This is a genomic window from Amycolatopsis silviterrae (assembly GCF_042684085.1).
GTDB classification, from domain to species: domain Bacteria; phylum Actinomycetota; class Actinomycetes; order Mycobacteriales; family Pseudonocardiaceae; genus Amycolatopsis; species Amycolatopsis silviterrae.
Genome location: NZ_JBHUKS010000006.1, coordinates 145,640 through 158,423, shown reverse-complemented (window position 1 = coordinate 158,423; position 12,784 = coordinate 145,640). Strand labels below are relative to the sequence as shown.

General features: G+C 68.7%; 11 protein-coding genes. 2 read left to right on the top strand and 9 right to left on the bottom strand.

The window, feature by feature from the left end; all coding sequences use genetic code 11:
* From ACFSVL_RS09995 to ACFSVL_RS09985, 3 genes are read right to left on the bottom strand one after another with little or no spacing between them, the layout of a single operon-like run.
* Positions 1-930 carry a chlorinating enzyme gene (locus tag ACFSVL_RS09995; RefSeq protein WP_378302707.1) on the bottom strand — a complete coding sequence of 310 codons (930 nt, stop codon included), beginning with the start codon at positions 928-930 and terminating at the stop codon, positions 1-3.
* A gap of 4 nt (positions 931-934) precedes the next feature.
* On the bottom strand, positions 935-2,734 hold the full coding sequence (locus ACFSVL_RS09990) for a non-ribosomal peptide synthetase (protein WP_378302705.1): 1,800 nt from the start codon (positions 2,732-2,734) through the stop codon (positions 935-937).
* Complete coding sequence (locus tag ACFSVL_RS09985) at positions 2,685-4,430, bottom strand: carbamoyltransferase N-terminal domain-containing protein (protein ID WP_378302703.1); 1,746 nt, start codon at positions 4,428-4,430, stop codon at positions 2,685-2,687. Before ACFSVL_RS09985 ends, ACFSVL_RS09990 begins: the two co-directional genes overlap by 50 nt.
* 107 nt (positions 4,431-4,537) lie before the next feature.
* Between ACFSVL_RS09985 and ACFSVL_RS09980 the strand changes: the two genes are divergently transcribed.
* Positions 4,538-5,542, top strand: a complete 1,005-nt coding sequence (locus ACFSVL_RS09980) for a threonine ammonia-lyase (protein WP_378302701.1) — start codon at positions 4,538-4,540, stop codon at positions 5,540-5,542.
* A 114-nt stretch (positions 5,543-5,656) separates the two neighbouring features.
* On the opposite strand, the gene ACFSVL_RS09975 is transcribed toward ACFSVL_RS09980, so the two are convergent.
* Positions 5,657-6,871 carry a benzoate/H(+) symporter BenE family transporter gene (locus tag ACFSVL_RS09975; protein WP_378302699.1) on the bottom strand — a complete coding sequence of 405 codons (1,215 nt, stop codon included), beginning with the start codon at positions 6,869-6,871 and terminating at the stop codon, positions 5,657-5,659.
* Between the two features lie 109 nt (positions 6,872-6,980).
* Here ACFSVL_RS09975 and ACFSVL_RS09970 point away from each other — a divergent pair, with 109 nt between their 5' ends.
* Positions 6,981-7,895, top strand: coding sequence for a 3-oxoacyl-[acyl-carrier-protein] synthase III C-terminal domain-containing protein (locus tag ACFSVL_RS09970; protein WP_378302698.1), 915 nt, complete (start codon positions 6,981-6,983; stop codon positions 7,893-7,895).
* Positions 7,896-7,907: 12 nt separating this feature from the next.
* On the opposite strand, the gene ACFSVL_RS09965 is transcribed toward ACFSVL_RS09970, so the two are convergent.
* From ACFSVL_RS09965 to ACFSVL_RS09945, 5 genes are all read right to left on the bottom strand, one after another.
* Entirely contained in the window at positions 7,908-9,059 is a 1,152-nt protein-coding gene (locus tag ACFSVL_RS09965) for an acyl-CoA dehydrogenase family protein (RefSeq protein WP_378302696.1), read from the bottom strand.
* Positions 9,056-9,940, bottom strand: coding sequence for an amidohydrolase family protein (locus ACFSVL_RS09960; protein WP_378302694.1), 885 nt, complete (start codon positions 9,938-9,940; stop codon positions 9,056-9,058). The genes ACFSVL_RS09965 and ACFSVL_RS09960 overlap by 4 nt, the downstream gene beginning before the upstream one ends.
* Positions 9,937-10,833 (bottom strand): phytanoyl-CoA dioxygenase family protein, encoded by an 897-nt coding sequence (locus ACFSVL_RS09955; protein ID WP_378302693.1) that lies wholly within the window; start codon positions 10,831-10,833, stop codon positions 9,937-9,939. Before ACFSVL_RS09955 ends, ACFSVL_RS09960 begins: the two co-directional genes overlap by 4 nt.
* A gap of 10 nt (positions 10,834-10,843) precedes the next feature.
* Positions 10,844-11,113 (bottom strand): acyl carrier protein, encoded by a 270-nt coding sequence (locus ACFSVL_RS09950; protein WP_378302691.1) that lies wholly within the window; start codon positions 11,111-11,113, stop codon positions 10,844-10,846.
* A gap of 365 nt (positions 11,114-11,478) precedes the next feature.
* A complete protein-coding gene (locus ACFSVL_RS09945) occupies positions 11,479-12,741 on the bottom strand; it encodes a serine hydroxymethyltransferase (protein ID WP_378302689.1) in 1,263 nt (420 codons plus the stop codon).
* Positions 12,742-12,784 lie beyond the last annotated feature (43 nt).

The following is a 12,784-nucleotide window of genomic DNA, read 5'->3' as shown; positions in this document are numbered from 1 at the left end:
TCAGGCCTTGCCGAACGGGACGCCGGTCGTCGTGTGGGTCAGCAGCCGGTTGCGGCCGTGCTTGTCCTCCCCCGACACCAGGACGCAGCCGAAGCGCTCCAGCGAGATCCGGCCGCCGTACTCGCGGATCTCGCTCAGCCCCGGGTACACCCGCACCGACGCGGGGACGTACCGGCCCGCGAAGCCCAGCCGCATGTCCTGCGTCTTGCCCGCGTGCCCGTGCGAAGCGTGCATCAGCGTCGACCAGAAGACGATGAACTGCCCCGGCCGCATCTCCATCGACACCGCCTTGCTCTCGTCCGGCGACCAGTCCGGGTCGATCTGCAGCTGCCGGTAGTCGTAGCCGAAAAAGCCCCGCGCGACGCCGTTCTTGTCCTTGCCGGTGTTGGCCTCGGGGTCGTAGTGCATGCCGAGCGTCTCGTCGTAGAACATCTGCCGGTGCGTGCCCGGGATGAACTGCAGGCACGCGGTTTCGGTGCTCGCCTCGGTGAACGCGGTCCACACCGTGATCGTGCCGCCGTACTCCCGGTCCTCCTCCCAGACGATCTGCGGTTCGCCGCCCGCGTTGGCGAAGGTGTCCGCCTGGTGCCAGTCGGTGCCCTCGTCGCCCGGGTACTTCGGGAAGAACTCCGACCGCCAGCAGATGACGTCCTCGCCGAGGATGCTCGCCACCCGGTGCACGATCTCCGGCCGCGCGATGTGCTCGGCCAGGAAGTCGTTGTCGAGGTGCCGGTCGTAGTTGGAGATGTTGGTGCCCTGCGAGATCGCTTCGGCGTCCTGGTAGACGGCGTTGCTGCGGTCGAGCAGCTTGAGCCGCGCGCGCCGCCAGCGGTCGGCCATCTCGCCGGGTTCGTAGAGCGTGAACGGGCCCGCGTAGCCGTTGCGCTGGAAGTCGGCGAGTTCGGCGGGCGTGAGGCTGAACTGGCTCATGGCGTCAAATCCCTTTCCTGGCCGCGAACTGTTCGCCTACGTGGGCGACGTAGCGGTCGAGCGACAGACCGTCGGCGAAGGCGCCGAGGTCGACGTCCACCGAGAGGTGTTTCTTGGTCTCCTGCATGATCCGGACGAGATCGAGCGACGTGCCGCCGTCCTCGAAGAAGTCCGCGTCCGGCGACCCGGCCGGACGGCCGAGGACCTGCTCCCAGATCGCCCGCACCGCTTCGGCGGGGTCCTCGGCGGACTCCGGCACGCTCGCGTCCCGCGCCAGATAGGCCTTCCGCAGCGCCTCGCGGTCGACCTTTCCGTTGTGGTTGCTCGGGTATTCGGCGAGCAGGACGCACTGCGCCGGGCACAGGTACGCGGGCAGCGCGGCGCGGATCCGGGCCAGCACCGCCTCCCCCAGCTCCGGCGTGGAACCGTTGCGGCACAGGGCGAACAGCACCAGATGCGGTTCGCCGCCGGGCGGCGAGACCTTGAGCACCACCGAATTGGACAGTCCCGGGTGCTCGTCGGCGACTGCCTCCGCCTCCCCCGGGTCGATCCGGTAGCCGTGCAGTTTGATCTGGTTGTCCGCGCGGCCGACGAAGAAGTACTCGGTGCCGTCGTAGGTGACGCCGAGGTCGCCGGTGCGGTAGGTCGGCTCGCCCGCGCCCGACCGGCTGAAGCGGGCGGCGGTGCGGTCCGGGTCGTGCAGGTACCCGGCCGCGACGCCCGGGCCGCTCACGTGGATTTCGCCGATCTCGCCGCGCCCGACCGGCTGCCCGCGCTCGTCGAGCAGCCGGATCGCCAGGTCCGGGATCGGCACGCCGATGGGCGAATGGTCCGCCACGCCGAGCAGGTCCAGCGTGAGCGGCCGGTAGGTGACGTGCACGGTCGTCTCGGTGATCCCGTACATGTTCGCCAGCCGGGGCTTGGACTCGCCGCGCCGGGACAGCCAGGCCGCCGCGACGTCCTCGTCCAGCGCCTCCCCGCCCAGGACGACGTGGCGCAGCGCGAGGTCCGCGCCGAGCCGGGCGTCCGCCGCGTCGAAGGCCCGGAACGCCGTCGGCGTCTGGCTCAGGACGGTCACCCGCTTGGCCGCGACCAGTTCGTAGAAGCGCTCGGGCGCGCGGGTGGTCGCCGCGGGCACCACAACGACCTTGCCGCCGTGCAGCAGCGCGCCCCACAGTTCCCACACCGAGAAGTCGAAGGCGATCGAGTGGCTCATCGCCCAGACGTCGTCCTCGCCGAAGCCGAACCAGGGCCGCGTTTCGCGGAACAGCCGGTCGACGTTGCCGTGCTGGACGACGACGCCGTGCGGACGGCCGGTGGTCCCCGAGGTGTAGATGACGTACGCGGGCGAATCGACCCGCACCGCCACCTGGATGGGCCCGGGGTCGCCCGCACCGCGTTCGTAAGGCAGGACGGTGATTCCAGGGCGGTCGAAGACCTTCGCGAGTTCCGGGGCGGCGACGACCCGGCGCACCTGGCTGTGCTCGACGAGGTACTCGATCCGGGGCGCCGGGTGGTCCGCGTCGATCGGGAGGTAGGCCGCGCCCGCCTTCAGCACCCCGAGGACGGCGACGACCAGGTCGGTCCCCCTCGGGAACGACAGGCCGACGATCTCGCCGGGCGTCGCGCCCGCGGCGATCAGGCTGCCCGCCAGCCGGTCGGATCGTGCGTCAAGCTCTTGGTACGTCAGGCTTTCCTCGCCGCACTCGACCGCGGTCCGCGAGGGCAGCGCCCTCGCCTGAGCGCGGAAGACCTCATGAAGCCCGCCCCGGAACCCGGGTGCCGCGTTCGCGCTGGTTGCCATCTGCTTCCTCTTCGCCGCCGAGAATCACTGATCGCCCGATGCCGGTCGTTCGCGTGTGGAGCGTCCCGTCGCTCCAGATGTGGCGCACCTGCCCCCATTCGGCGACGCTGCGCACGTCGGGGAAGAATCCGCTGCCGAGGTCGTTCGCGCTGGTGTTGCACAGGATCGGCAGCCCGCTGAGCTGTTCGTAATGCCGGAGCAACGCGTGGATCTGCGCGTTCTCCCGCGCGCTGACCGTCTGCAGGCGCGCGGTGCCGTCGAGGTGGCACACCGCGGGGATCCGCCCGACCGCGTCCGGCCGCACCCGGTGGTCGTACAGCATGTACGGGTCGGGGCTGCCCGGGTCGAAGAACCGCGGCGCGTCCTCCTCGGTGCAGATCGGCGCGACCGGCCGGTAGGACTCGCGCCGCTTGATCCGGTTGAGCAGGGTCTTCATCTCCCGCGAAGTGGGCGCGGCCATGATGCTGCGGTTCCCGAGCGCGCGCGGGCCGAGTTCGGCTTTGCCGTTCAGCACGACTACCGGTTGCTGCGACTCGTGAAGGAGCCGGGCCAGGTCCGGCAACGGGCAGTCGCGCCGGGACCAGCCGGACGCGTCCCACGCGGCCCCGCGGATCGACGGTCCACTGTAGACGTCCCAGTCGATCGACTCGTACCCGTGCTTGGCCACCAGCTCGCTGCACACCGCGCCGACGGCGCTGCCCGCGTCGTTGGGGAACGGCGGGATCCACAGCTCGGCGAGCCCGCAGGACCGCCGGATCGCGCTGTTCCACTTGATGTTCAACGCGCAGCCGCCGGCGTAGCAGAGGTTCCGCGGGCCCCGGTCCAGCTGGTCCAGCCGCGCGGACAGCGTGCGGACCAGCGTCTCCTCCAGGAAACAGTGGAAGGTGGTGAGAATGTCCTCGTCGCCGAACCCGCTGGCTTTGGCGCGGAAGACCAGCTTCAGCAGCAGCGCCCGTTCGAACTCGAGCATCTGCTCGTGGGTCGTGACGCGCCCGGTCTTGGCGACCTGTTTTTCGAACAGCGCGTGGAAGCCGTCCAGCAGCACCTGCTGTTTGCGGCCTTTCGCGATGTAGGCCATGTATTTCCCGGCCAGCGAGAGGTCGTTCGGCCGGTAACTGCGGTACGGCTCGAAATTCACCGCGAAGTAGGTGTAGATGAAGCCGCTCATCGGGAACAGGTAACCGAGGACCTCGAGCGCGCCGCCCCGGTCGTAATGGAACAGCTGCGGGAACGACATGCCGTCCCACGAGAGCACGTACGACGGTTCGCCGCGCCGAGCCATCGGGCTGCTGCAATAGGACGAGAAGATGTGCCCGGCGATGTGGTGATGGCTCGTGTACTCGCGCCCGAAATAGGAACTGAACGCGACCGTGTTCGCCAGCGGCGTCGCCCGGGTGCCGTAAAGGTGGCCGTATTCGGCGACCTCGAAAGGCACCGGGTCGCCGCCCAGCGTCACCGCGAACGGCGTGGTGTGCCAGCCGTCGACGACCAGCCCGTCGACCTCGCCCCAGTCGTAGCCCGCGGCGTGCAGCCGATCGGACAGTTCCGCCTTGGTCAGCCGGAATTCCGAGTAACGGGGGCTGTTGTCGATCTTCTCCATTTCGTGGCAGCACACGAGCCGATTGTCTTCGAAAAGCGCGAAGCCGCCGTCATGGCTCAGTTTGATGCCGACGGAAATCGTTTTTTGAGTGCGCATGGCCCCATTTTTCCCACTACCCCATGCTTCGTGGTCAGGATCCGATGCTACCGGCGGCTATGCCGATCCTCAAGGGAGCGCACGGCGTTGACCTACACTGTTCGACCATGCAGAAAACACGCCTCGACTTGGCCCGCGTGCGGGCCGCCCGTCAAGCGATCGACCCGGTTTTCCTCGATTCTCCGCTCTACCCGTGCGTCGGGCTGGGCACCGAACTTGGCTGTACGGTGAGCCTGAAGCTGGAGACCGTGAATCCGGTGCGCAGTTTCAAAGCGCGCGGCACCGAGATCATCGCCGGACAGCTCGTCGCGAACGGCCAGGACGCCGTCGTGTGCGCCAGCGCGGGCAACCTCGGCCAGGCCCTCGCGTGGTCCGGGCGCGGCCGGGGAATCGACGTCACCGTGGTCGCTTCGAAAGCCGCCCCCGCCATCAAACTCGACCGCATCCGCGCGCTGGGCGCCGACCTCGTGCTGGTCGACGGCGACTACGACCTGGCCTGCGAGCGCGCGGCGGCCATCTCGCACGAGCGCGGGATCCGGCGCATCGAGGACAGCGTGGACGTCGAAACGTGCGACGGCGCGGCGACAATCGGCGTCGAATTGGCCGCCGCCGCGGAGCAGTTCGACACCGTGCTGGTCGCGCTCGGCACCGGCGCGCTGGCCAGCGGCGTCGGGTTCGCGGTGAAATCGCTGGCGCCCGAGGTCGAGGTGGTCTGCGTGCAGCCGCAGGGCGCGCCGGCCATGACGCGGTCCTGGCACGAGCGGAGGGTCATCACCACCGAGACGACCGACACCATCGCCGACGGCGTCGCCGGCCGCGTGCCGAACCCGGACGCGCTCGCCGATCTCCTCGTGGTGGCCGACGACGCCGTGCTGGTGGAGGAATCCTCGATCGTCGAAGGGATGCGGCTGCTGCTGGAGCACGCCGGCCTGGTCGTCGAACCGTCCGCGGCGCTGGGCATCGCGGCCGTGCTGGAGGACCGCGACCGGTTCGCCGGGAAGCGGCTGGCGACGATCGTGTGCGGCAGCAACGTCGACATGCCCGCCTACCAGCGCTGGGTCGGCACGGCCCCGGCCGCCGCGGTCCGGGAAGGGCTCCTCGGGGGAATCTGATGCCGATGCCAGGGACTTAGGCTGCGCGGCCCCACGAAGGTCCGTGAAGGACTCCTCGGGGGAATCTGATTCCCTCAAGGAGTCCTTCACGGACAAGCCACCCGGCGGGCGGAGCTAGGCTTTGGCGGCGGGGGTCTTGGCCTGGCGGGTTTTCCGCACGCGGCGGGTGACCAGCGCGGTCAGCACCCCGGCCAGCAGGCCCCAGAACGCCGAACCGATCCCCAGCAGGGTCACGCCGGACGCGGTCGCCAGGAAGGTGACCACGGCCGGTTCCCGCCACTCCGGGTCCGCGAGCGCCGACGACAGGGAGGAGCTGATGGTGTTGAGCAGCCCGAGGCCCGCGATCCCGGCGATCAGGGCCTTGGGCAAGGCGGTCAGCAGGGACCCGAGGGTCGCGCCGAACACGCCGAGGCACAGGTTGAAGATGCCGACCCAGACAGCGGCGATGAAGCGCCGGTCGCGGTCCTCGTGCGCGTGGCTGCCGGTGCAGATCGCCGCGGTGATGGCCGCGAGGTTGAGCCCGAAGCAGCCGAATGGCGCGAGCAGCAGGTTCACGCCGCCGGTCCAGCTGAGCACCGGGGAGACCGGCACGTCGTATCCGTCGTTGCGCAGCACCGCGACGCCGGCCAGGTTCTGCGACGCCATGGTCACCACGAACAGCGGCAGCCCGGCGCCGATGATCACCTGCCAGGAGAAATCCGGCATGGTGAACACCGGGGCGGCGACCGCGAGATCCACGGTCCCCAGGTCGATCGAATCGGTCAGCAGGGCCGCGACGACGCCCACGCCGAGCGCCGCGAGCACCGCGTACCGCGCCAGCCACCGGCGGAACACCAGGTACACCGCGAACATCGGGAACACCACGGCGAAACTGCCGTGCATCGCGCTGAAGAGCCCGGTGCCGAATTCGAGGAGGATCCCGGCCAGCAGACCGGCCGCGAGCGCCACCGGGATGCGGTCCATGATCCGGGCGAACCAGCCGGTGAGCCCGCTGATCAGGATCAGCGCCGCGGACACCACGAAGGCCCCGATCGCCTGCGGCATGCTGGCGCCGACCAGCCCGACCGCGAGCAACGCGGCGCCCGGCGTGGACCACGCCATGACGATCGGCATGCGATACCGTAAAGACAGTCCGATGCCCGTCACCGCCATGCCGGTGAACAACGCGAGCATCCACGAGGCCAGTTCGGCCGACGACGCGCCGGCGGCCTTCGCGGCGGTGAACACGATCGCCGCGGAACTTCCGGTTCCGACCACCACCGCGATCACGGCGGAAACGACGGCCGAGGGAGGCGCCACGGCTCGCGGCGACGGGAATTGCGGCTTCATGGATCCGTGACTGTACCGGAACGGGCGCCGGCCCCTGCGTTCCGCCGAATGCGCCGCGGCGACGGCGATTTCCGCGTTTTCTCCCGCCTCACGCCAGGGAAGGCCGAGAATGCCACACCAGCCGCTCTACCTTCGCGGTCTCGCCTACTCCGTGGGGGACGCCGTGCCGCTCGCGGACATCGAGGACGGCGATCCGGAACAGGTCCAGATCTTCACCAAGCTCGGACTGCGGGATTACCGCAAGAGCCCGCTGGGCCTTTCCGAACTGTGCCGCCGTTCGGCCGCCGAAACCATGCGGACCAGCGGGGCCGTCCCGGCGGACGTCGGCGCGGTGCTGATCGCGCCGACGGTCAATTCCATCCACGCCGTGGGGCTGGATTACCCCGAGGTGGCCCAGATCCTCGGCGATCACGGGCTGTCCGAGGCCAAGCTGTACGGCGTCACCCTGTCCAAATGCTCAAATCTCTCGGCCGCCCTGGAACTCGGGGCGAGTCTGCTGCGCGCCAACGACTATTCCGAAGTGCTGATCATCGTCGGCGACAAATGCGCGCGCGATCGCGACCGGTTCATGGATTCCGCCGAGTCGATCCTCAGCGACGGGGCGCTTTCGTTCGTGCTGTCCAAGAACGGGGGCGACTGGGAGCTGGCGCATCTGGCGACCAGCAGCGACCTGTCCCATCTGACCCGGGACTTCGGGGTGCTGGCCTTCGTGGACAACTCGGTCAAGAACCTGGGCAGGCTGTGGCGCGCGATCCCGGCGGAGCTGCCGGGGGAGAAAATGGAGAAGGTGTTCTGCGGCAACTACAACATGCTGATCCAGCGTGCCCTTATGAAGGAACTGGGCACCGGTCCGGAGAAGTTCTGGCTCGACAACCTGGCGCGGCTGGGGCACGTGTTCTCGTGCGACGTGCTGATCAACCTCACCGATTACGCGGAGCGGACGGCGGTCGCTCCGGGGGCGGCGTTCGCCTGTCTGACGGTGGGGTATTTCCGGTGGGGGTGTTTTGTGCTGCGGAAGTGTTGAGGGCAACGGGTTTCACAGGTCAGTGTCAGCGATGACCTCACGCATAATCTCGCTAGCCCCACCCGCGATCGTGGCCAGCCGCGTGTCCCGGAAGAGACCGGCCACCGGAGAATCCGCCAGATACCCGTGCCCGCCGAACAACTGCAGGCACTGGCCCGCCACCTCCACCGCCAGTTCCGTCGCGCGCAGTTTCGCCATCGCGCACTCCGACATCGCCAGCGTCCCCCGGCTGTACAGCCACGCCGCGTGGTAGGCCAACTGCCGCGCGGCCTCCGTGTGGCTCATCAGCTCGGCCAGGCGGTGCCGCACGACCTGGTGGTCCGCCAGCGCCCGGCCGAACACCTGACGCTCCCCGGTATGCCGCCGGGCCAGTTCCAGCGCGCGGTCGATCTCCCCGATCGCCAGCACAGCCGCCGCGATCCGTTCCAGCTGGAACGCCTTCATGATCCACAGGAATCCGGAGTTCTTCCGGCCGAGCAAGCTGGTCCGGTCCACCAAGACGTCGTCCAAACGCACGGTCGCGGTGTCGGAGCAGTGCCAGCCCAGCTTCTCGACGGGGGTCCTCGTCACGCCGGGCGACCGGGGGTCGAGCACGAACAGGGAGAGATTGCCCGAACCGCTCGCCGGACCGTCGGCCATCCGGACCGCGGTGACCATGAAGTCCGCCTGCATCCCGTTGGTCACGAACGCCTTCGTGCCCCGGATGACGTACCCGTCGCCGACCGCGCGGGCCGTGCAGGCGAGGCTCGACACGTCGGATCCGGCCTGGGGTTCGGTGATCGCCAGCGCGGCGATCATGTCCCCCTCGACGGCGGGCTTCAGGTACGCCGTCTTCTGCGAGTGGTCGCCCGCGAGGTGCAGATACGCGGTCGCCATGTAGCTGTGGACGGACATCGCGCCGCGGAAGCCGCCGTTGCCGAGCCGACCCAGTTCCTCCAGGTAGGCCACCGAATGGAAGAACGGGAGTTCGCGGCCCCCGTAGGCGATCGGGTAGTGCAGTCCCAGCAGGCCCTCCCCCGCGAGCAGTTTCCAGGTCTCGCGCGGGATCCGGCGTTCGGCCTCCCAGGTGTCCAGCCGAGGGGCGATGTTCGAGCGCAGGAACTGGCGCGTCCGCTCGCGGAAGGCCGTCGCTTCGGGGGAAAAGTAGATCGAGTCCGGGGTCACGTCGGCGCGCCGTAGAGGAATCGGCGCGCGTTCAGCTCGAACAAGCCGGACTGCTGCGCCGGGGTCAGGCGTGCGCGCAGCTGGTCGATCTTCTCCCCCAGGTTCCCGGAAAAGTCGAACAGCGGGGCGTCGGATCCGAACAGGACCTGGTCGGGCACCTTCGCGCAGCCCGCGAGCATCAGCTCCAGACCATCGGCGGAGAGCTGGTGGAACGACGAGATGTCCGCGTAGAGGTTCCCGGGATGCCGCTGGAGAAGCCGGACGGTGCCGTCGAGATCCCAGATCATCCCGTGCGCCAACGTGATCCGCAGGTTCGGGAACCGCCGCAGTACGGTTTCCAGGCTGTGCGGATACCGCTGCGCGCGATGGAGGCTCGGCAGCGAGGGCCCGGAGTGGGTCAGCACCGGAATGCCGTTGTCGCTGCAGTGCCGCCAGAGCGGATCCAGCCGTTCGTCGTCCAGTTCGAAGCCGCACGGCGGATAGAGCTTCACTCCCTCGCACTCCGGCCGAGCCGTCCAGTACTTGACGACGTCGAGTGCGGCAGCCTCGCGCGAGGGGTCGAAGCCGGCGAAGAACGCCAGCCGTCCGCCGGAGGCTTGCACGACCGAGGCGTGGTGCTCGTGCACCTTCTCGATGGACAGAACCGGCTCGCCGAGCGCGGGACCGAAGTCGGCGATGAGCAGGATCGACTTCGTGATGCCGTGTGCGTCCATTTGCGACAGCAGTCGGTTGGCGTCGCGGTCGAGCAGGTAGAACCGCAGGGCACGTTCGACTCGGCCGCCGCCGGGCCGTCCGTCGTGGAGGATCGATTCCGCGATGCCCGCGACGAAACCCGGCGACAGGCAGCGCGCGTCGGCGAGGTGCACGTGGATGTCGATCATGCGAGCGCGTCCCCGGCGCGGTAGAGCGTCGGGAAGATCTCGGGGTCGCTGTAGTCCGGGAAACCGTTGTCCGCCTTGCGGCAGATGAGGTCGTGCGAATGCTTGTAGACCGGCTTCGCCTTGCTCAGGAAGTTCAGGTCCCGATACCGGTTCTCCCCGTCCTGCAGGTGCACCGACAGGGCTCGCCTTGGCGCGTCGGAGACGTTGGGATAGCTGCCGTGGATGGTGTAGCAGTCGTGGAAACTGACCTGGCCGCGGCGCAACTGCAGCGGGACCTCGACCAGGTCCTCGCCCTCGCTGTTGATCAGCTTCGACTTGATGTAGTCCTGGTTCGTCTCGTCGAAGGTCACCAGCGCGTGGTTGTTGCGCCAGCGGTGGCTGCCCTTGATCACCACGAGGCAGCCGTTGCGCGTGGAGCAGTCGTGCAGCGGGATCCACGCCGTGATCATCCGGTCCGAGCGGCACGTCGGCCAGTACCGCTTGTCCTGGTGGAATCCGGTGACCCCCTCGCGTTCCGCCGGGCTGGCGGCTGGCGCCTTGTAGATGAGCTGGTCCTTCCAGTACCGGATCTCGGTCGCTCCGGTCAGCGCGGCCGCGATCGCCGAGATGATCGGCTGCCGGGCCAGCGCGCGGAGCCCGAAACTGTGGAAACTGGCGTAGCCCTCGGCCCGGCTGCGGGTGCGGTCGGTGAACGGGACCCCGAAGCTGCGGTCGACGTCCGGGTTGTCGCTCCACGGAAAACGCTCGTCGTATTCGCCGCGGTAGAGCCGTTCACTGCCCTCGATCGCGTCGGCGATCAGGTCGTCGCTGAGGATTTTTTTCGAAACGTAGTAGCCGTTCTCCCGGTAATCGGCGATGTCCTGCGCCGACGGCATCGCGTCGGATTCGTTCACGCCCGCCCCCTCACAGCGCCCGCAACCGTTCCACCAGCGCGACGAGATCGCCGACGGTCGCGATTTCGGCGAGGTCGATGTGCTCGGCGACCTCGTCGAGTTCCTTGCCGATGAGGTCTTCCAGGCTCAGCAGCAGATTGATGTACTTCATCGAATCCATGCCGAGCGACTGCAGCCGGGTGTCCGGCGCCAGTGCGGCCCGGCGGGCCTCGGCGTCTTCGCCGAGCATCGTGACCAGCATCCGGCAGACTTCGTCGAACAGCGTCAATCGAGTCGACATCGGCACTTCCCGGTCGGCGTTTCGCGGGCGGGCGACGAAAGAATCGGCCGGGAAAGAGCGCTGCCCCGGCACCATCGACGTTACCGGGGCGCTCCGCCGCGCTCAATGTTCGGGAATGGCCGAGCCCGTTTTCGCCCGGAATTTAAGCTGCGTGGCCCCACACCACATTCGAAGGTCCGTGAAGGGAACCCTGAGGGAATCAGAGTCCGTGAGGGTTCCCCTCACGGACTCTCCCAGCCCCGCACCCTCCCGACCCGCCCGGAGCCGCACCGGCATGGGCCCCAGGTCCGTGAAGGACTCCTTGAGGGAATCTGATTCCTTCAATGAGTCCTTCACGGACAACCACCCGGGGCAAGCGGGCGGGGCTAGCTTTTGGCGGCGGAAATCGGCCCCGGCGCGGGGAACCGCGCGCACAGCTGCTGCACCTCAGCCCGAACCGCCTTCACCTCGTCCGCGTCATCCTTGCCTCGCACCGCCCGGACGAACAGATCGGCCACCGCGACCATCTCCGCCTCACCCATGCCACGGGTCGTCGGTGCCGGAGTACCGAGCCGCACCCCGCTCGTGCGCTGCGCGGACAGCGGGTCGTCCGGGATGAGCTGCTTGTTCGTAGCCAGCCCGGCTTCTTCGAGCGCTTGCTGCGCCTCCCGGCCCTGCAGCCCGAACGACGCGACCGTGTTGACCACGATCAGGTGGTTGTCCGTGCCGCCGGTGACCAGTTCGGCACCGTGCTCGATCAGGCGTCCGGCGAGGGCCTGCGCGTTGGCGAGGGTGCGCGCCGCGTACTCGCGGAACTCCGGCTCCGCCGCCTTCTTCAGCGCGACGGCGATCGCGGCGATCGTGTGCATGTGCGGACCGCCCTGCAGGCCGGGGAACACGCTCTTGTCGATCCGCTTGCCGAACTCCGCCTTGCTCAGCACCAGGCCGCCGCGCGGGCCGCGCAGGCTCTTGTGCGTGGTCGTGGTGACCACGTCGAACCCGGCGTCCAGCGGGTTGGGCAGCGCACCGCCCGCGATCAGCCCGCCGACGTGCGACACGTCGGCCATCGTCAGTGCCCCGACCTCGTCCGCGACGCGCTTGAAGCCCGCGTAGTCCAGCTCGCGCGGGTAGGAGGAATGGCCGCACAGCACCAGTTTCGGCCGGACTTCCCCGGCGATCCGCCGGACCTCGTCGAAGTCGACGCGCCCGTCCGCGTCGGTCCGGTAGCGGTGGAAGTCGAACACCCGCGACATGTGCGAGACCGGCGAACCGTGCGTCAAATGGCCGCCGTGGGTGAGGTCCATCGCGAGGATGGCATCGCCCGGTTGCAGCAGCCCGTAGTACACGACCTGGTTCATCGCCGCGCCGGAAAGGGCTTGCACGTTGGCGTGTTCGGCGCGGAACAGCTCGCGGGCGCGGGCGGTGGCGAGCCGTTCGATGACGTCGGTGTAGGTCTGGCCGCCGTAGTAGCGGTTGCCGGGGTAGCCCTCGGAATACTTGTTCGTGAACACCGTTCCGAGCGCCGCGAGCACTTCCGGATACGTGTAGTTCTCGGACGGGATCAGTTCGAGTTCCGTCTGCTGCCTGCGCTCCTCGCCGAGGATCGCCTCGAAGATCTCCGGGTCGTACTGCCGCAATCGGTCCCGCATCGCTCGCCCTCTGTCCGGGGATGCTTGCGGGCAAACCGTACCG